Source organism: Actinokineospora globicatena (assembly GCF_024171945.1).
Classification (GTDB): domain Bacteria; phylum Actinomycetota; class Actinomycetes; order Mycobacteriales; family Pseudonocardiaceae; genus Actinokineospora; species Actinokineospora globicatena.
Genome location: NZ_JAMTCR010000003.1, coordinates 136,347 through 154,953, shown reverse-complemented (window position 1 = coordinate 154,953; position 18,607 = coordinate 136,347). Strand labels below are relative to the sequence as shown.

Below are 18,607 nucleotides of genomic sequence, written 5' to 3'. Positions count from 1 at the left end.
GGTTGGGTGACTGGAGATCCCGGGCCTCGCCGCGAGTTGGGGCGGGTTGGCACGGAGCAGGCTCGAGTCGCGTTGGGGAACGGGTCTGATGCTGAGCGTCTGCGGGCAGCGATTCTGGCGTTGGCCAGCGCGCGGGGGGCCGGCAGCAGCACGTGCCCGTCCGACGCCGCGCGGGCGGTGGCCGATGACTGGCGCCCACTGTTGCCCCTAGCCCGTGAGCTGGCCATCGACCTCGCCCGGACCGGCGCCGTCCGCCTCACCCAGCGTGGGCGCGTTCTCGACCCTGATGCCCAGCTACGCGGGCCGATCCGGATCCAGGTCGCCGATGACTGAGCACACCCCGGACGGGCGCTACATCATCGTCAACGGGCGCCGCTGGCGGGCCACCGACCCCGACATCCCCGAGTCGGCGGCTGCCCAGTTGCGCGCCCTGCTGATGAAGGCCCGCCGAGACATCGCCGCAGCTCACCGCGCCCAGGACCCGGCGGCAGAAGAAGACGCCCGGGCGAGGGTCCACGCCGCCAAGGTTGCCCTGGGCGAGCGTGGCACCCCGTGGTGGGGGCAGTCAGCGGCCGAACGCCGCCAACGTTGGGAGCACGGCCTGACCTAACGGCGGGCCAAGCGCCGCTCGGGGCGCTCGCCGTAGTCCAGGTGGTAGTGCGCGAACAGCTTCGGCTCGTCGGCCGCCGCCAGCTCCCCATCCACCGGGATCTGCGGCGCGTCCCGCACCAGGTCCTTCCCGTACCGCACCCGCACGGCCTTCGGCGTCACCGTCGCCCCACCCACCGGCACGAACGCCAGGTGCCGGGTGACCAGCCCGAACTGCACCGTCACGAACGCGGGCTCATCACTGAGCGTGTCCACATACACCGCCTCAAGCGTCCCGATCTTCTTCGACTCGGGGTCGATCACATCCAGCCCGGCCCAGTCACGCAGGTTCTCCACGGGGAACATGCCCCAGGAGTACCCCGCCCCAGCACCGGTCACCCTCCCCCACCCGAAACACGACCGCCGTGGGTGAGTTCCGAGGGTCAACGCGAGGTGAGCGGGAGGTCGCGCAGGTGGCGCAGCGGGGAGAAGACGACCCAGCCGACGGCTAGCCAGGCGCCTAGGGCGGAGATGAGGAGGACGGGGCGGAGGCCCACCGCGTCGCCGAGGAGGCCTGCGAGGATGGCGCCGAGGGGGATGACGCTGCGGATGGTCCAGCGGACGGCGGCGTTCATCCGGCCGCGCAGCTCGGGTGGGCACACGGCTTGGCGGTAGGTGATCTGCAGGATGTTGTAGAGGACCACGCTGAAGCTGTTGGCGAAGAGTCCGGCGGAGACCATCCACACGCTGGCGGACGCCGGGATCAGCACGGTCAGGCCACCGACGGACAACTTCCCCAGCCACAGCATGCGAGCCTCGCCCAAGCGCGACGCCAGTGACCGCACGAGCAGCCCACCGACCACTCCCCCAGCACCGCCGATGCCGAGCACGATGCCCGCCGTGGCGCTGGAGGCGCCGAGGTCCCGCACGAGGAACACGACGACGAGCGTGGTGGTGATGGCGTCGAAGAAGTTGGCCGTGGCACTGCACGCGACCACGCGGCGCAGCACCGGGTGGTTCCAGGCGAAGCGCAGGCCGCCCAGGAGGTGCTCCCGGATGGGGAGCGTGGCTGGTGGGCTCCGACGGTCCCGGGCGCGGATGAGCAGGAGGGTCCCGGCGCTGGCAGCGAAGGACGCGGCGTCGATCAGGAGCACGTCCGGGGCGGGCATGAGCAGGACGGCCAGCCCGGCGAGGCTCGGACCGAGAACGGTGGCGACGGCGTTGGTGGTGGCGATGCGGCTGTTGCCTTCCGTCAGCCGATCCGGTGGGAGCAGTTCGGGAACATAACTCTGCCAGGACACCTCGAACAGGACGGTGAACGTGCCGAGCAGGAACGCCGCCACCACGAGGTGTTCGATCCGCGCCGCACCGAAGGCAGCCGCAAGGGGAACAGCCGCGGCGACCACGCACCGGACCACGTCGCACACCACCATGAGCCGCCGCTTCGCGACCCGGTCGATAACGGCCCCCGCGGGCAGCGGCACGAGGAACCAGGCCACCGTCGCGGCGGCACTGAGCAGCCCGACCTCGGTGGTGGACGCGTCGAGCGTGGTGACGGCGATCAGCGGCAAGATCAGGAGCGTGGTGGCCGAACCGAGGTCGCTGACGGTCTGACCGGCCCACAGCAGGGCGAAGTCCCGGTCCTGCCAGAGCGCACCGCTCACGCCGCGGTCTTGTGGAACGCCACCACGAGCTCGACGACGAGCCGGTACGCGTCGACGTGATCCGGCGTCCACCCGGCCGCACCGAACAACTCGTCGTGGATGACGATCCGGTAGATCAACGCGCGCACCAACATCTGGTCCCAAGAGGACAGATGCGCCCACCGCTCGATCAGCGCTGGTTCGCCGCCGTACCAGCACAACGCGTCCGCCACCACAACCGCCGCGGCCCACTCGGCAGGCCGCCAGTACACCGCCCAGTCAATCACCGCGGGGGCCTGTCCCTCGGCGAACAGCACGTTGCCGGGCAAGTCCCCGTGCACCACCTGCGACACCATCTCGACCGGCCGCCACACCTCCAGCAACGGCCCCAACAATTCCGCCGCCACCTCCGAGGCCGCGACCGGCACCTCGCCCCAGGCGACCCGGTCCGCTACGACGTACGCCCCATCCCTGCGGTCAAGGAACCCCGGCCTGTCCAGTCCCGCGACGGCCGCGTGGAACGCGATCCCCGCCCGCACCTCGTCATCGGCCCGCCGGACGTCCGCCGCCCCTTCGACGAACTCACTGGCCTCCCACCCCTCGACGACCCACTCCCCGCTCGTCGCCCGCACCGGCCGCGCCACCCGGACCCCGGCGCCCGCCAGCCCATCGAGCACCCCGGCCCGCCACACCGTCTCCGCCAGATCCCCCACCGACTTGACCACCACCCGCCCAGCCCGCCACGCCTGCCCGCCGGGCAACCACACAACCTCCCCCGCGACCCCGAACGCTTCCAGCACGTGCTCAGCAGGACGCCCGCTCAACCCCATGTGCCCGATCGTAGCGTGGCCATCACCTGAATTTCACATACCACCATCCAGGCCATGGCCGCTTTACTTCGGACTTTCCGGGCCACGACCGGCAATATCCGACGGCCGCCACCGGAGACGATTGATCGACCCTCGCTTCGCCGCTTACGCTTCCCAGGACGAGCGAGCCCGCTCGGCACCGGAAATGGTCGCGGGGCACGCGGATCTCTTTGTCGCGTTCGCGACCAGGAAATGAACTGGGGAGTTCATGAAAAGAACGCTGAAAACCATCATCGCCGGGGCCGCGGCGGCGCTGTCGCTGCTCGCACTCCTGCCCGCAGGCGCGTCAGCGGCGGCCACGCCGCCCAGCCCCCTGCCGCCGGGCACGGCTATCACCGCGGCCACCCTGGCCGCCGCCGGGCCCGCGGCGGTCTACCACGTCCGGATCCGCAGCCTCTACGGCAACGGCAACCAGTGCCTCGACGCCGACGCCACAGCGGGTGGCAACGGCACGAAGGTGCAGCTGTGGGACTGCAACGGCAGCACCCAGCAGACGTGGATCCTCTACTCGAGCTACAACGACTTCACGAACCTCAGGTTCGGCCGGTGCCTGGACGCCGACCTCAACGGCGGCGGCGCCAACGGCACCAAGCTGCAGCTGTGGGACTGCAACAACACCACGCAGCAGGACTGGTACCAGTACTCGGGTGACCAGGCCATCTACAACGGGCGGTTCTACAACAACCGCAACACCGTCCTCGACCGCGACATCACCCAGGCGGGCAACGGGGCCAAGGCACAGCTGTGGGCCAAGAACTTCCAGTCGCAGCAGTGGTGGGTGATCGAGATCGTCTAGGGGACGTCTCAAAACCAGCGCTCAGGTAATCCAATCGAGGCCGGTCCCCTCGGGGCCGGTCTCGATTCATCATTCGACCACGCAAGTCCCCACACGAAATGAACACAAACATTTCACCTGGCATACCCGGAATCGACGATGAGCGAGCAACGGTGGCGCTCACCGGAGAGGGCGGCAAACGCCGACGACCCGCGAGGCGCGGGTCGGGGCGAGCGGGGTGTCAGGCCGCGAGTTCGCGGGTGAACAGGCGCTTGGACCAGAGGTAGCCGGTGAGGGCGATGGCGGCGGACCAGGCGAGGGCGAGCCAGGCGTGGTTGCCGAGGGGGCGGTCCATCAGCAGGCCGCGCAGGGTCTCGATGATGGGGGTGAAGGGCTGGTAGTCGGCGAACCAGCGCAGGACCGTGGGCATGGAGTCGGTGGGGACGAAGCCGCTGCCGAGGAAGGGGAGCAGGACCAGGGGCATCGGCAGGTTGCTCGCCGTCTCGACGCTCTTGCTGACCTGGCCGAGGGCGACCGCGAGCCAGACCAGGGCGAAGGTCACCACGATCAGGAACCCGGCGGTGGCCAACCACTGACCGGCACCGGCGGCCGGGCGGAAGCCGACCAGCAGGGCGACGCCGATCACCACCGTGAGGCTGATCACGGCCTGGATCACGCTGCCGATGACGTGCCCGGTCAGCACCGAGACGCGGGCGATGTGCATGGTGCGGAACCGGGCGATGACGCCCTCGGCCATGTCCATGGCGACCGAGATGGCGGTGCCCTGGATGGTGGCCGTCACCGTCATCAGGATGATCGCGGGGGTGACGTAGTTGACGTACTCCGCCCGCCCGCCGGACGGCCCGCCGAGGCCCGCGCCGAGGGTGCCGCCGAACACGTAGACGAACAGCAGCAGGAACACGATCGGCATCGCGATGAGGGTGACCGTCATCGATGGGTAGCGCAGCATGTGCTTGAGGTTGCGGCGCAGCATCGTCACCGAGTCGCGCAGCGGGTAGAACCGGAGGGCTTGCGGGGCCGTGGTCATGGCGTGGTCACCTTCTCGTTTCCGGTGAGGGCGAGGAAGACGTCGTCGAGGTCTGGGGTGTGGACGGACAGCTCGCTGACCGTGATGGCGCGGTCGTCGAGCCGGTTGAGCAGGTCCCGCAGCGCGCCGACGCCGCCGTCGCTGGGCACCCGCAGGGCGAGCGCGTCGGCATCGCGAGACACCTCGCCCAGTTCTCGGGCGGCGTGGTCGAGCGCGGCTTGGTCGGCGAAGCGCAGCAGCACGTGGCCGCCGGGGATCCGGCGCTTGAGCTCGGCCGCCGTGCCCTCCGCGACCAGCCTGCCGTGGTCGAGCACCGCGATCCTGTCGGCGAGCTCGTCGGCCTCTTCCAGGTACTGCGTGGTGAGGAAGATGGTCACCCCGTCGGCGACCAGCTCGCGGACGATCGCCCACATGCCGCGGCGGCTGCGCGGGTCGAGCCCGGTGGTCGGCTCGTCCAGGAAGATCACCCGGGGGTCGCCGATCAAGGTCATCGCGAGGTCGAGCCGCCGCCGCATGCCCCCGGAGTAGGTCGAGGCGGGCTTGGCCGCGGCGTCGGCCAGGTCGAACCGGTCGAGCAGGTCGGTGACGCGGCGGCGGCCGTCCGCGCGGCCGAGGTGGTGCAGGTCGGCCATCAGGCGCAGGTTCTCCGCGCCGGTGAGCAGGGAGTCGACGGCCGAGAACTGGCCCGTGACACCGATCGCGGCCCGGACGGCGTCGGCCTCGGTCGTCACGTCGTACCCGGCGACGCGGGCACCGCCGCCGTCCGCGCTGATCAAAGTGGACAGGATCTTGACCGTGGTGGTCTTGCCCGCGCCGTTCGCGCCGAGCAACGAGAAGACGGTGCCGGTCGGGACATCCAGGTCGAGTCCGTCGAGGACGACCTTGTCGCCGAACGACTTGCGCAGCCCGGTCGCCGAGATGGCTGAGGTGGTCATGGTTGTTCGCCCTCCAGGGGTGCGGGTCAGGAACGGCGGACGGTGATGTCGCCGCACGAGGTGTGGGCGCGGACCTCCACGGTCTCGCTGGTCTCCGCGGGCTTGCGGTCGGAGCCGGTGAGCAGGTTGCGCACGTGGCCGAACTTGGTGTCGGCGTCGAGCCAGGCGGCCGTGCCCTGGGCGATGCCGATCTCCAGGTCGCCGAGGGAGGTGGCGAGCACGGTGGAGCCGCGGGCGACCTCGCCGACGCGCACGCCGCCGTTGGCCGTCTTCGCGTCGACCCCGGCGCCCGCCCGGTCGACGGAGATGGCGCCGTTGGCCGAGCGCACCCGCAGGTCACCCCCGACCGCGTCGATCTCGACGTCCCCGTTGGAGTTCTTGACCGAGGCGGTGCCGTCGACGGCGCCCAGCGTGATCTTCCCGGACCCGGTGTGGACCTCGGCGTTGCCGGTGACCCGGTCCGCGACGACGTGACCGGCACCGGTGTCCGCGCGCAGCGGCCCGGTCCACTCCAGGTGGAGGTTGCCCATGGCGGTCTTGAACCGGCACTCCCCCAGCCTGCCGAGGGTGCGGAAGTCGCCGAGCTGCACCTGGCCGGACACCCGCGAGCCGTGCGGCAGCTCGATGGTGACGTCGACCGACCTGGTCTTGCGGGAGAAGTCGAAGGCGCGCGCCTTGGGCCCCTTGACCAGCAGGGTGCCGTTGGCGTACTCGGCGCGGACCTGCTCGGCGGCCTTCACGTCGGAAGCGTCCGAGTCGTCGGTCGGGCGCACCTCGACGACGGTGTCGGCCCGGTCGCCCGCGGTGATCCGCACCTCGCCGACGACGCCGAGCTCGACGGTGACGGAGATCGGTTCCGGTGTCTCGAAAATGGGCATGGCTGTCCCCTCGTGGTGTGTCCTGGTGGCGTCCCCGCAGGTCGGGGACGTGTGGTGTGGCTAGACGTGCGGTGTGGCTAGGTGGGTGGTGTGGCTAGTGGACCCAGCCGGTCAGCTGCTGGCTGCCGCGCTTGCCGCTGGGCTCCGGGCGCTGCTCGCGCTCGGGCTGGCGCAGCGCCGCCGAGGCGGCCCGGACCAGCCAGGCGTTGACCGAGCGCCCCTCGGTGGCGGCGGCCTCCTCGATCGCGGTCTTGAGCTGCTCCGGCAGGCGCACGTTGATCCGCGCGCTCGGGCCGTCCTCGGCGAACAGCGCGCGGTCCTCCACGCCCGCCTCGGCGGTCTCGCGCACCGGCTCCTCCGACGGCGTGTGCACGACGAAGCCCGGGTCGCGTCCGCGCAACCGCAGCTCCACCGACCCGGGTGCCAGATCGCTGGTGATCTCGTCGGCCGCGGCCGACAGCGCCTCCAGCAGCGTCATCCGGATCGCCGACTCCAGCGGTCCGGTCAGCCGCTCGACCAGCGCGCGCGCCTCGTCGCCGCCCGCCTCGGCCAGGGTGGCGAACTCCTGCCCGAGCTTCGTCACGTACGTGGTCAGATCCATGGCACCATTATGGCACACGTGTGGCACACACGCCAAGAGTCTTGGCTCAACTAGGTGCCAAAAATGGCACCAGATGGCACACGGCGCGGGAACGTGCAGGTCAGAGGCTAGAGGACAGTTCGAACTCACCTCAGGTAGCGCTGCGGCGACAGTAAGCGAACACACGGCGGCGCCAGCGACTGACCGAGCCGGGCACTTTCCGCAGCCGGGGTCCCGGTACGACACGTGCGCGCGCTCCGCTAAAGCCCGCGTCGCGCTGTGATCGCCACCCGGCCGCACGCGGGCCGCCGCGGAGCCGACTACCTCGACCTCGTCGCACGAATCGCGGAATCGACGGCATATCAAGCTGATCAGCTGATGGAGTCCACTGTGGATAGACGGCCGCCGAACCCGTCCGGACCTATCCCGGCCGATCCGCGCCGCCGTAGGGTCGGATCACCTGACCACAGGATGACGGGAGCTCGACCGTGACCAGACGCGCCCGCACAGCCGCCGCCCTCGCCGCCGCCGCACTGGCCGCGATGCTGCTGCCCGGCACCGCGCACGCGATCCGCTTCGACCGGATCGGCCCGTTCGCGACCAACTGCGACTGCATGGCGAGCAAGACCTGGACCGAGGAACAGGGCACCTACCTCGTCGTCCCGCAGGGCGGCACCACCTGCCCGCAGGAGGCCGACGGCTACTACTACCACTCGGCCTGGCTCGACAGCTGAGCACCGGCGCCACCGCCAGGGGTGCCCCGGCGGTGGCGCGGGGGTCAGAGGCGCTTCTCGAACAGCACCGAGGGGACGCCCGCGACCAGGGCCTCGCCGGTGACGGTGAACCCGCTGCGGCGGTACAGCGAGATCGCGGCGGCCTGGTCCGCCCTGGTGTCGAGCACCAGCCGGGTGAGCCCGAGCGCGGAAGCGCGGTGCTCCAGGTGCTCGAGCACCCGGCGGCCGAGGCCGCGCCGCCGCCACCGGGGGTGCACCCCCATCCGCCTGACCTCGGCCGCGCCGTCCACGGTCCGGCGCAGGCCGCCCATGGCGAGCACGAAGCCCCCCAGCGAGCCGACGACGAAGTCCCCGCCCGCGTCGAGGTAGTACCGGGCGACATCGGTGAGGTCGTCATCGCGCGATCCGGCCGAGTCCACCGTGCGCTGGTGCAGCTCCACGATCGCCGTCGCGTCCGCCAGGACCGGCTGCCGCAGGCGCGCCGCCTCGGTGACCGACTTGGGGACCAGGTCAGCGACCACGCGCAACACCGCGGCGTGGTCGGGTGCCAGGTCCTGCGCCTGGGCCAACGGCCACCAGCGGGCCGCCCGCACGCCGCCGCCGACGGGGATCAGCTCGGGCAGCAGCCCCGCGTGCACGACCCCGGCCCGGCAGGGCACTTGCCGCAGGTCAGCGCCGGTGAGCTCCAGGCCGGTCTGCTCGGCGACGTCGCGCACCACCGTCCCCCGGCCGCGGACCATCCCCACCGGTAGCGCCCAGCGCCCCGCACCCCGCTCGACGAGCAGGATGTTCCACCGGTCAGGCCCGGCCGCGAGCACCGCGACTTCCGCAACAGACACCAGTCAGCTCCCTCAGTTCCCGCGACCCTATCGGTGCGGGCCAGGTGGCTCGCTCGTGGACCGCCGCGAGTGGACTAACGCGGCGCGCGCAGGCGGAAGCGCAGGAAGACGTGACCGTCGATCGTCGTGTCCCCGTCGGGGGTGAGGCCGAGGCGACGCAGGGCGTGGGCCTGGCGGCGGCTGGGCGGGAGCAGGACGGTCACCGAGTCGGGGGCGGGGTCGGCGAAGACCCGGCGGGCCACCTCGTCGTAGATCGCCCTGCCCAGCCCCCAGGCGCGCTTGTGCAGGACGAGGGCGATGTCGACGTCGTCACCCTCGGGCTGCGGGCCGCCCCAGCCGACGAACTCGCCGTCGGCGACGAAGGCCCACGGGCCGTACCCGTGTTCGGCCCAGATCTGCTCCTTGGCTGCGACGAAGCCCGCGCACGCGGCCTCGTCGAACCGGCCCGAGGCCAGCGGCAGGTGCTTGCGCACCGCCGGGTCGTCCCACAGCGCGATGAGGTCGGCCGGGTCGATCCCCGGCAGCCGCACGAACTCGATGCCCACCCCGACATCATGGCACCGCGGCTCGGATCCGATGTGGACGGCCCAGGTATCGTAGTGCCGGGCGCCCGGCGGCACAAGAACCCGCCAGTACAGCGATTTCCGTTAACTGGCAAGGGTTTCGCCAGCGCCATTGATCGTTAGCATGAGCGCACCGACACCTCGGAGGCGGCATGTACCCCAGCAGGCGCCCTCTGCTCCTGATCACCGCACTGTTATCGGTCACGGCGTTGACCGCAGGCACCACGGGGGCGGCCGCCGCTCCACCGAATGGACCGGACAACCAGTGGCAGTACGACCACTGGCCGCAACAGCAGCCGTGGCAGCAGACCCGTGACGAGGTCCGGGTGGCGGCGCTGGCCGGGTTCCCCGGTCCCGTCGACCCGCAGAACTGGGTGAACCCCGACCACATGACCTGGGAGCGGGACTACCGCAAGATCCCCGGAACCACGTGGGCCGACCCGGCGGCGCAGGGCTCGGTGCGCACGTTCAAGGGCGCGCTGGTCCTGTTGGACTACTCGAACCAGCCGTTCGTCGTGACCCAACCCGCGCACTCCACGGTGTTCGGCAACCCCAGCACCGACGCGCACGACATCCCCCGCGACCGGGTCGGGCAGTACTACCAGGACTTCCTCAACAAGCCGGGCACGCTCAACCACGGGCACACCGTGCACGAGTACTGGATGGAGAACTCCGGCGGCCGCTACGGCGTCGACCTCAAGGCGTTCGGCCCCTACACGGTGCCGGGCAAGGACCACGAGTACGGCATGGAGTTCCAGGCGGGCACCGCGTGCCCGGCGGGCGACACCTGCACCCGCGACCTGCGCACCGACGGCAGGGCCGCCTGGGTCGCCGACGTCGGCGCGCAGGTCCCCGCCGGGTACGACTTCGTCTACTTCCTCTCCGCGGGCCAGGACGAGACCAGCACCTGGCAGGAGTTCGGGTCGATGAAGTTCCCGGCCAAGGAGGACGTCACCGAGGCGTTCGGGCCGCCGGACGACGCGCTGCCGAACTGGGCGCGCACCCGCTACGTGGACTGGACCTCGTGGGCGTCGGCGTCGACCATGTGGCCCAACGCGGGCAGCGGGTCCTCGACGCAGGCGGAGAGCTCGGGGCAGGGCGTCTACGCGCACGAGCTGAGCCACCTGCTGGGCATCGGCGACAACTACAACAACCCGTTCGGCAGCCCACCGCGCCGCGACTACAGCGGCATCTGGGACATGCTCTCGCGCGGGTCGTTCAACGGGCCGGGCGGTCCGCACTCGCGCTGGGTCATCCCGGCGACCGGCGGCGCGTCGATGGGCGCGCAGCACATCCTGCGCAACAAGATCAAGCTCGGGATCGTCGATGAGCGCAACGTGCTGCGGCTCTCGCGGGAGGCGCTGGCCCAGTCGGGTCCAGTGGTCGCGCAGGTCACCGCGCGCGCCGTGCAGCCGGGCGCCAAGGGGCTCTCCGGGGTGAACATCGCGTTCGGCACGGGCGACCTCTCCCCCGCGTGCGACATCGCCACCAACCCGTACTGCGACGGCGGCGGGTACGAGAACTACACCGTCGAGGTCGTGGACCGGATGGGTTCGGACTCGTTCACGCCGGACTCGGGTGTGCTCTTCGCCAAGACGAAGAACGAGGACCGGGCGCCGTTCGCGTGGGTGGTCGACGCGAACCCGCAGGACATCGGGATGACCGACTACGTGCTGCCGGACGGGCGCAAGGTCCCCATCACCATCGGCGACTACCGGCAACTGTCGGACGCGCTGTTCCACGCGGGCACGAACTCGGGCAGCGAGTACGAGTTCGTCGACCAGGCCAACCGGCTGCACTTCTACGTGCTCGACGTCAAGCGCGACACCAAGGGCGTCCTGTCCTACACCGTCGCCATCCGCTCCCTCGACGGCGCGGGCCCGCAGCGCCGCGGCGTGAAGGTCCTGCCCTCAGCCGCCCGCACCGGCACCAACGGCGTGGCGACCTGCCGCTTCCCGCTGATCAACACCGGCCGCAACGCCAAGCCGAGCGGCCAACACCCAGAAGACGTCAGCGCCTACCTCGACGGTGACGTCTACCGCCTCTCGGCCACCGCCGAGGGCCGGGGCTGGACCGTGCAGGTGCCCAACGCCCTGACCACGGCGAAGTTCGGCCGAGACGTCCAGGTCCCGGTAAACGTCAAGCGGGACGGTGGGCCTTTGCTGACGAAGGTGAAGCTGACAGCCACCTCCGAGAGCAACCCGGCCGTGACCGCCACAGCCACCTGCGTGGTGGTCGGCCACTGACGATGAGGTCCTGGAGCTGAGCATTTCGGGGGGTGCGGACCACTGGTCCGCACCCCCTTCTTTCGCTGGGAGTCAGTCCGCGGCAGGAAACGGCCTTGCCCAGGGTGGCGGGGCACGGCACCAAACTTTAGTCCACACAGGATTCAACCGCGCCACCCAGGCGATCTCCTTGCTGTGGAACGGTGTGGCGTTGCCCGCGACAGGTTCCGTCGTTAGGCTCGGCCCGACTGGCTGACGACACCTCTGGGGGTTTCCCGGTGCGGCGACGTGGTCCTCTGCTCCTGCTGCTGGTGGCGAACACGATCTCCGCGTTGGGTACCGGGATGACCTTGTTGGCCATCCCCTGGTTCGTGTTGCACGTGTCGGGTAGTGCGGTGCAGACCGGGTTGGTCGCGGCGGCCGAGACCGCTGGGTTGGTGGTGGCGTCGGCGTTGGCGGGGCCGGTGGTGGACCGGGTCGGGCCTCGGCGGACGGCGGTGGTGGCTGATCTGGTGGCCGCCGGGGCGGTGTCGCTCATCCCGGTGTTGCACGGGCTGGACCTGCTGCGGCTGTGGGTGATCGTCGTGTTGGCGCTGCTGCTCGGGCTGAGCCGGTCGCCCGGGGACGCGAGCAGGCTGACGCTGGTGCCGTTGGCCGCCCAGCGGTCCGGGGTGGCGCTGGAGCGGGCCACCAGTGCCTACGAGGGGTCCACCCGGGCCGCGCGGATGCTCGGTGGACCGGCGGCGGGCGCCCTGATCGCGTTGTGGTCGCCGCCGCCCGTGCTGCTCATCGACGCCGCGTCGTTCGCCGTGTGCGCGGCGATCATCGGGCTGACCACCATCGCGGCGCACAAGCAGGCCACCGGCGACCCCTCGACCTCCCGGTTCCGCCGCTACGTCACCGACCTCCGCGAGGGGCTCAGCTACCTACGGCAGGACCGCCTGGTGTCGGCGTTCATCCTGATGACGATGGCCACCAACGCGATCGACGCCAGTTTCGCGACCGTCATCCTCCCCGTCTACGCGGACCAGGTGCTGCACAGCACGCTCCAGCTCGGGTTCCTGGTGAGCGGCTTCGGCCTCGGCGCGCTGCTGGGCACGATCGCCTTCGCCTGGGCGGGCCCCCGCTTGCCGAGGTGGCCGACGTTCACCGTGTGCTTCCTGCTGACCGGCGCGCCCAGGTACCTGGCGCTCGTGGCCGAACCGCCGTTCCTGGTCCTGCTGGCGGCGATCGCGGTGACCGGGGTGACCTTCGGCGCGCTCAACCCGATCATGAGCACGGTCGAGTACGAGCGCATCCCCGAGCACCTGCGCGGCCGGGTGCTCAGCGTGGGCGCGGCCGGGGCGATGCTGGGCATGCCGGTCGGCACGCTGCTCATCGGGTCGCTGGTCAACGCCGCCGGGCTGCACACCGCGCTGGTGTCCGTCTGCGTGGTGTACCTGGTGGTCACCCTGTCCCCGCTCCTCTTCCCCGTGTGGCGCCAGATGAACCGGCCACCGGTCATGGCGTGATCGCCGAGCGGTCGAGTTTCCCGTTGCTGGTCAACGGGAGTTCGTCGAACACCAAGACGTCATCGGGCACGAGGTGACGCGGTAGCCAGGTCTTGAGGTGGGCGCGCAGGTCCCGTGGAGTGAGCGCGCGACCTTCGGGTGTCGTGGCGCGAGAGGCGTATCCGAGGAGGCGGCCCTCTCGCAGGAACACGACCGCGTGCCGGACGCCGGGGTGGGCGTGCAGGACGGCTTCGATCTCCCCTGGTTCGATCCGGTGTCCACGGTGTTTGAGCTGGTCATCAAGTCTGCCCAGGCAGCGCAAGCCACCGTCGTCAGCCCGGCGTCCCAGGTCGCCCGTGTGGTACAGCCGTCCGAGGGGCCACGTGCGGAACCGGGCCCTTGTCGCCTCGGGCGCGTTCAGGTAGCCCTCGGCCAACTGAGGTCCCGCGACGCAGATCTCGCCTTCGTCAGCGGGGTTTCCGTCCGCGTCGAGCAGGTGGATCTCGGTCCCGGGGAACGGGTGTCCTACCGACAAGGGCACCTGACTGTCCTTTTCGGTCAGGGTGGAATAGGTGACGCCGACGGTGGTCTCGGTGGGGCCGTACTCGTTGACCACGAGGTCGGCGTGATCCAGCCAGGGTGCGACCAGCGAGGGCGAGACCTGTTCCCCGCCGAGCACGAGGGTGCCGATCCGGTGGGTGGGACGTTCGCCGTCGAGCCAGTCGGTCACCGCGGCGAGCTGGCTGGGGGTGATCTTGAGCAGGCCGACCGGTGAGTCGCTGACGAGCAGGTCCGCCACGCCCTCCACACCGCTGAGCGGGGTCGACTCCGGGATGACGTGCACCCGGCCACCGGCGGCCAACGGGACCCACACCGAGGTGATCGTCGCGTCGAAACCCAGCGTGGAGTGCCAGGGCGACAGGCCGGTCGCCCCGGGGTAGGCGTTGACCGCGCAGGACACGTAGTGCCCGAAGGCGCCGTGCGAGACGACGACTCCTTTGGGGTGCCCGGTCGAACCCGATGTGTAGATCACATAGGCCGGATCCGTTGGCAGCGGCGATATCGGGTCGGCTGGAACGGCGCCGGGGCGATCCTCCACGGTGAACACGGCGGATGGCTTCGCGTCGCCCATGAGCAGCTTGACGCGGGCGTCGGGGTATGCCGGGTCGACGGGGACGAACACCGCTCGGCTGCTCCAACAAGCGATCGCGAGGGCAAGTGCGTCGACTCCCCTGGGCAGGCTGACAACGACCCGATCGCCCGGGATGACACCGCGTTCGCGCAGCGCGGTGACCCAGCGGCGTGCCAGGAGGTCCAGGTCGCCGTGGGTCAGGGCGTCGACCGCTATCGCCGTGTGGTCTTGGCGCGCGAGCAAGTCGACGACGGTCACCGCTGGATCCCCATCGCGTCGAGTTCGTCCAGAATGGAGGGGCGCGCCTTCTTCGCCTGGGCGGACTCGTTGTCCACATAGGCCGATTGGGCGCGGATGGTCGGCGACTCGAACACCACCCGCAGCGGGACCTCCACCCGGGTCTCGGCCGCGATCTGGGAGATCACCCGCAGGATGTGCAGCGAGTGGGCGCCGAGGGAGAAGAGGTTGTCGTCGACACCGATGCCGCTGTGGCCCAGGGTCCGCTCCCAGAGTCCGGCGAGAAGCCGTTCGGTGTCGGTCCGCGGCGCGACGCCTCCACTGTGCCACTGGGGCGTCGGGAGGGCCGCGCGATCGACCTTGCCGGTCCTGGTGACGGGCAACTCCGGGAGTACTACGACGGTAGAGGGGACCATGTGCTCCGGGAGCGTTCGAGCCGCGTGCGCACGGAGGTCTTCCGGTTCCCGCTCGACCACGACGTAAGACACCAACCGGTCCTCGTGCACCACTGTCACCGCTTGGCGAACGTCGGGGTGGGCGGCGAGGGTGGCGCTCACCTCCCCAGGTTCGATCCGGTAGCCCCGGACCTTGACCTGGTCGTCGACCCGGCCGAGGAACTCGATCAGGCCGTCGGGGCGTCGCCTGGCCTTGTCGCCTGTCCGGTACATCCGAGTTCCGTTGCCCGCGAACGGGTCTGGGAGGAACTTGTCAGCGGTCAAGGCTGCTCGGCCGCGATAGCCGCGTGCGACACCCGGTCCACCGATGTAGATCTCCCCCGGTATCCCCGCGGGCAGGGGGCGCAGAGCTGGATCGAGGACGTAGACGGTCGTGTTGTCGATCGGGCCGCCGAGGGGGACCGGTTCGGCGCCGGTGAAATCGTTAGGCGCGGTCCAAGTGGTGGCGAAGGTCGTGCACTCGGTCGGGCCGTAGCCGTTGACCACACGCAATCCCGGCAAGGCGTTCACCACTGACGCGACTTGGCGGGCCGCGACGGCCTCACCACCGGCGAGTACCTGGCGCAGTGGCGCGAGGAGTTGGGGGTCGGTGTCGACGATCTGGTGGAACAGGCTGGCGATGAACCACGCGGAGGTGACCCGTTGGTCCCGCAACAACCTGCCCAGCGCCTCGACCGTCGGGGCGTCGGGGCTGAGCACCGCTGTCGCGCCGCGCAGGAGGGTGCCCCAGAGTTCCAGGGTGAGCACGTCGAACGGGATCGCGGAGCTGACCAGGACCCGGTCGGTCGGGTGGATCGGCGCGTAGCTCATCGGTTCCAGCAACCGGACCACGGCGCGGTGGGGCACCATCACGCCCTTGGGGTGACCGGTGGAGCCTGAGGTGTAGGTGATGTAGGCGAGTTGGTCGGGCGAGCGCAGGGGGACGGACAGCTCGGCGGTGCCGGGGGTGTCGACGGGTACCCAGGTCACTCCGGGCAGCGGTGGGTCTGTCGCGGCGATGACGAACTCCACGCCGCTGTCGGCGACCAAGCGGGACAGGCGTTCGGGAGGGTAGGCGAGGTCGAGCGGGAGGTAGGCGGCTCCGGCTTTGAGGACAGCCAAGAAGGCGATGACGAGGTCAGCCGAGCGTCCCAGATGGACGCCGACCACGCCCTCCGCCCGCACTCCGCGTTCAACCAGGTGGTTGGCCATCCGACTTGAGCGACGATCCAGATCACGATAGGTCAAGTCGTCCTGATTGGACACTACGGCGACAGCATCGGGATTGTCGGCAGCCTGTCGGGCGAATAGCTCGTGCACGCCTGCCGACGGGTAGTCGACGGTGGTGTTCCGCGAGTCTATTTCGGACAGCAACGGGAGGTCGGCGACGGGGAGCGACGGGTCGGTGACGGCGGCGTGGAGCAGCGTGAGGATGGCGGTCATCCAGGCGCGGACGGTGCCCTCGCGGAGCAGGTCCGCCCGGTAGATGACGTCGAGGTCCGCGCCATCGCCCTGGACGGCGAACGCGACGGACAGGGCCCTTGGCGCGCCGCGGGAGCTGCCCGGGGTGCTCAGTTCCGCGTCGAACGGCCCGAGGTCCGGCGCGCGCGTGGTCTCGACGTTGAAGCTGACCGGGAGGGCCGGGTCGCTCGGGGTGTTGACCTGGCCGAGGTGGCGCAGCAGGCGGGCGAGCGGGACCTGGTCGTTGTCCTGCGCGTCGAACACGGTGTCGCGGACCTCGGTCAGCCACTGCTCGAAGGTGCCGCGGGTCGGGCCGAGGCGCACCGGCAGCAGGTTGACGCAGTGGGCGACGAGGTGCGCGTCCTGCGGGAAGCGCCGTCCTGCCGTGGACACGCCGACGACCAGGTCGTCCTGACCGGTGAGCCGGGTGAGGAAGGCGGCGAACGCGGCGAGGAGGGTGGTGAACAGGGTCGCGCCGTGCCGGTTGCCCAGCGCCCTGGCGGCGGCGAGTGTGTCTCGGGGCACGGGGAGTTGGAGCCGACCGCCCGCGGGGAGGGTCGGCGGGAGGTCGGTGGGGAGCCGCAGCCGGGGGAAGCCGTCGGCGAAGCGGTCGGCCCAGTAGCGCTCGGCGTCGGCGATCTCGTGCGCGCGCTCCACCGACCGCCGCCAGCGCAGGTGATCGGCGAAGGAACCCGCGGCCGTCAGCTCGTCCCCGCGCAGGAGGGCGGCGAGGTCGTCGAAGATCACCCCTAGCGAGAACCCGTCCGCGATGACGTGGTGCGCGGTGACCACCAGGACGTGCTCATCGGGGGCGACGGCGACGAGCTGGAACGCCGCGAGCGGGGCGGTGGCCAGGTCGAACGGCCGGTTCTCCGCCGCCGCGACCACCGTCGCCAGCCCGACAGGACTCGCCAACTCGACGACCGGCACGTCGACCGCCACCCTCGGGTGCACGACCTGGTACTCCCCACCAGCCGCGATCCCCGTCCGCAACGCCTGATGCCGATCCACCAGCGCCTGAACCGCCGCGACCACCGCGTCCCGCCGCAGCACCCCCCGCACCCGCAACAACCACGTCCAGTTGTAAGCCGCGTTCGCCTGATCCCCGAACTGCGCCGCCAACCACACCTCATGCTGCGCATCACTCAACGGCACCCGCAACGGCACAGCCATCACCAACCCCCCAAACCGAACACGGACACCTCGGACACCCATATCTCGCACCACACGGCGGGCGGCATCAGGTGTTGTCCGGGCCGAAGAGGGCGGTCATGGCGGGGGTGGTGAGGGGGCCGGTGTAGGAGCGGGGGTGGTGGGTGAAGAGGTCGGGGAGGCGGGTGTGGATGGTGGGGAGGGTCCAGGGGGTGCCGTTGTGGGCGACGGCTGTGGGGGTCCAGCCTTCGTAGAGTTCTATGACGTCGGCGAAGACTCCGAAGATCTGGCCGGTGATGGGGGCGGCGGCGTCGGTGAGGAGGTAGGCGACGAGGGGGGCGGTGTTGTCGGGGCTGAGGAGGTCCCAGGTGGGGTCGGCGTCGGGCAGGGCGGTCGAGTTCTCGGTCATCCTGGTGCGGGCGGACGGGGCGATGGCGTTGACCGTGACGTTGTAGGGAGCCATCTCCATGGCGACGACGCGGGTCAGGGCGGCGACCCCGGCCTTGGCGGCGCTGTAGCAGGACTGCCCGGGGTTGCCGAGCAGGCCCGCGACGGACGTGGTGTTCACGATCCGACCGGCCACGGGTCTGCCCTCGCCCGCCTCCGCCCGCCAGTGCCTGCACGCGGCCTGGCCGAGCAGGAACGGGCCGGTCAGGTGGATGCCGAGCAGGTGCTGCCAGTCCTCCAGCGGGATGTTGTGGAACATCCAGTCCCGCAGCGTCCCCGCCGCGTTGACCACCCCGTCGAGCCTGCCCCAGTGCCGCACCGCCGTGGCGACCAGCGCCTCCGCGACGTCCGGCCGGGTGGTGTCCCCGGACAGCGCCACCACCTCGGCGCCGGACGCGGTGAGGTCAGCGGCCACCGCGGCCGCCACCGACGGGTCCTCCCCTTCCCCGTCCCAGTCGCACCCGAGGTCGTTGACCACGAGCCGCGCCCCCTCAGCGGCGAGCAGGCGGCAGATGGCCCCGCCGATCCCGCCCGCCGCCCCGGTCACGACGACGACCTTGCCCCGCAACGCCCCCAT

The 18,607-nt window shown here is 70.8% G+C and carries 18 protein-coding genes; 6 read left to right on the top strand and 12 right to left on the bottom strand.

The window, feature by feature from the left end; translation table 11 throughout:
- The first annotated feature begins 6 nt into the window (after positions 1-6).
- Both LV79_RS14075 and LV79_RS14070 read left to right on the top strand, forming a co-directional pair.
- Positions 7-333, top strand: coding sequence for a DUF3253 domain-containing protein (locus LV79_RS14075; protein ID WP_253836373.1), 327 nt, complete (start codon positions 7-9; stop codon positions 331-333).
- Positions 326-610, top strand: a complete 285-nt coding sequence (locus LV79_RS14070) for a hypothetical protein (RefSeq protein WP_253836371.1) — start codon at positions 326-328, stop codon at positions 608-610. Before LV79_RS14075 ends, LV79_RS14070 begins: the two co-directional genes overlap by 8 nt.
- Here LV79_RS14070 and LV79_RS14065 read toward each other — a convergent pair.
- From LV79_RS14065 to LV79_RS14055, 3 genes are read right to left on the bottom strand one after another with little or no spacing between them, the layout of a single operon-like run.
- Positions 607-987, bottom strand: coding sequence for a PRC-barrel domain-containing protein (locus LV79_RS14065; protein WP_253836369.1), 381 nt, complete (start codon positions 985-987; stop codon positions 607-609). The two genes, LV79_RS14070 and LV79_RS14065, sit on opposite strands and share 4 nt — an antisense overlap.
- A 44-nt stretch (positions 988-1,031) precedes the next feature.
- Entirely contained in the window at positions 1,032-2,252 is a 1,221-nt protein-coding gene (locus tag LV79_RS14060; protein ID WP_253836362.1) for an MFS transporter, read from the bottom strand.
- A complete protein-coding gene (locus LV79_RS14055) occupies positions 2,249-3,061 on the bottom strand; it encodes a TIGR02569 family protein (RefSeq protein ID WP_253836361.1) in 813 nt (270 codons plus the stop codon). Before LV79_RS14055 ends, LV79_RS14060 begins: the two co-directional genes overlap by 4 nt.
- A gap of 247 nt (positions 3,062-3,308) precedes the next feature.
- On the opposite strand from LV79_RS14055, the gene LV79_RS14050 reads away from it, so the two are divergent.
- Complete coding sequence (locus tag LV79_RS14050) at positions 3,309-3,896, top strand: RICIN domain-containing protein (protein ID WP_253836360.1); 588 nt, start codon at positions 3,309-3,311, stop codon at positions 3,894-3,896.
- A 220-nt stretch (positions 3,897-4,116) separates the two neighbouring features.
- Here LV79_RS14050 and LV79_RS14045 read toward each other — a convergent pair whose 3' ends face one another.
- The 4 genes from LV79_RS14045 to LV79_RS14030 form a co-directional block, all read right to left on the bottom strand.
- The gene (locus LV79_RS14045) at positions 4,117-4,923 is read right to left on the bottom strand and encodes an ABC transporter permease (protein ID WP_253836359.1); all 807 of its coding nucleotides are present in this window, start codon (positions 4,921-4,923) and stop codon (positions 4,117-4,119) included.
- Positions 4,920-5,858 carry an ATP-binding cassette domain-containing protein gene (locus LV79_RS14040; protein WP_253836357.1) on the bottom strand — a complete coding sequence of 313 codons (939 nt, stop codon included), beginning with the start codon at positions 5,856-5,858 and terminating at the stop codon, positions 4,920-4,922. Before LV79_RS14040 ends, LV79_RS14045 begins: the two co-directional genes overlap by 4 nt.
- 26 nt (positions 5,859-5,884) lie before the next feature.
- On the bottom strand, positions 5,885-6,736 hold the full coding sequence (locus LV79_RS14035) for a DUF4097 family beta strand repeat-containing protein (RefSeq protein ID WP_253836355.1): 852 nt from the start codon (positions 6,734-6,736) through the stop codon (positions 5,885-5,887).
- 94 nt (positions 6,737-6,830) lie between these two features.
- Positions 6,831-7,337 (bottom strand): YlcI/YnfO family protein, encoded by a 507-nt coding sequence (locus LV79_RS14030; RefSeq protein ID WP_253836353.1) that lies wholly within the window; start codon positions 7,335-7,337, stop codon positions 6,831-6,833.
- A gap of 467 nt (positions 7,338-7,804) precedes the next feature.
- Here LV79_RS14030 and LV79_RS14025 point away from each other — a divergent pair, with 467 nt between their 5' ends.
- The gene (locus tag LV79_RS14025; protein WP_253836351.1) at positions 7,805-8,050 is read left to right on the top strand and encodes a hypothetical protein; all 246 of its coding nucleotides are present in this window, start codon (positions 7,805-7,807) and stop codon (positions 8,048-8,050) included.
- 44 nt (positions 8,051-8,094) lie between these two features.
- Here the strand turns inward: LV79_RS14025 and LV79_RS14020 are convergent, their stop codons facing one another.
- On the bottom strand, positions 8,095-8,889 hold the full coding sequence (locus tag LV79_RS14020) for a GNAT family N-acetyltransferase (RefSeq protein WP_253836349.1): 795 nt from the start codon (positions 8,887-8,889) through the stop codon (positions 8,095-8,097).
- Positions 8,890-8,963: 74 nt separating this feature from the next.
- The gene (locus LV79_RS14015) at positions 8,964-9,434 is read right to left on the bottom strand and encodes a GNAT family N-acetyltransferase (RefSeq protein WP_253836347.1); all 471 of its coding nucleotides are present in this window, start codon (positions 9,432-9,434) and stop codon (positions 8,964-8,966) included.
- A gap of 170 nt (positions 9,435-9,604) precedes the next feature.
- Between LV79_RS14015 and LV79_RS14010 the strand changes: the two genes are divergently transcribed.
- Positions 9,605-11,698 carry a M6 family metalloprotease domain-containing protein gene (locus LV79_RS14010; protein ID WP_253836345.1) on the top strand — a complete coding sequence of 698 codons (2,094 nt, stop codon included), beginning with the start codon at positions 9,605-9,607 and terminating at the stop codon, positions 11,696-11,698.
- Positions 11,699-11,955: 257 nt separating this feature from the next.
- Positions 11,956-13,188 carry an MFS transporter gene (locus LV79_RS14005; RefSeq protein WP_253836343.1) on the top strand — a complete coding sequence of 411 codons (1,233 nt, stop codon included), beginning with the start codon at positions 11,956-11,958 and terminating at the stop codon, positions 13,186-13,188.
- On the opposite strand, the gene LV79_RS14000 is transcribed toward LV79_RS14005, so the two are convergent.
- The 3 genes from LV79_RS14000 to LV79_RS13990 all read right to left on the bottom strand — a co-directional run bounded on the left by LV79_RS14000 (position 13,178) and on the right by LV79_RS13990 (position 18,607).
- Complete coding sequence (locus LV79_RS14000) at positions 13,178-14,557, bottom strand: amino acid adenylation domain-containing protein (RefSeq protein WP_253836341.1); 1,380 nt, start codon at positions 14,555-14,557, stop codon at positions 13,178-13,180. The genes LV79_RS14005 and LV79_RS14000 overlap by 11 nt on opposite strands.
- A complete protein-coding gene (locus tag LV79_RS13995; protein ID WP_253836339.1) occupies positions 14,554-17,604 on the bottom strand; it encodes a non-ribosomal peptide synthetase in 3,051 nt (1,016 codons plus the stop codon). Before LV79_RS13995 ends, LV79_RS14000 begins: the two co-directional genes overlap by 4 nt.
- Positions 17,605-17,671: 67 nt before the next feature.
- Entirely contained in the window at positions 17,672-18,607 is a 936-nt protein-coding gene (locus LV79_RS13990; RefSeq protein ID WP_253836337.1) for an SDR family NAD(P)-dependent oxidoreductase, read from the bottom strand.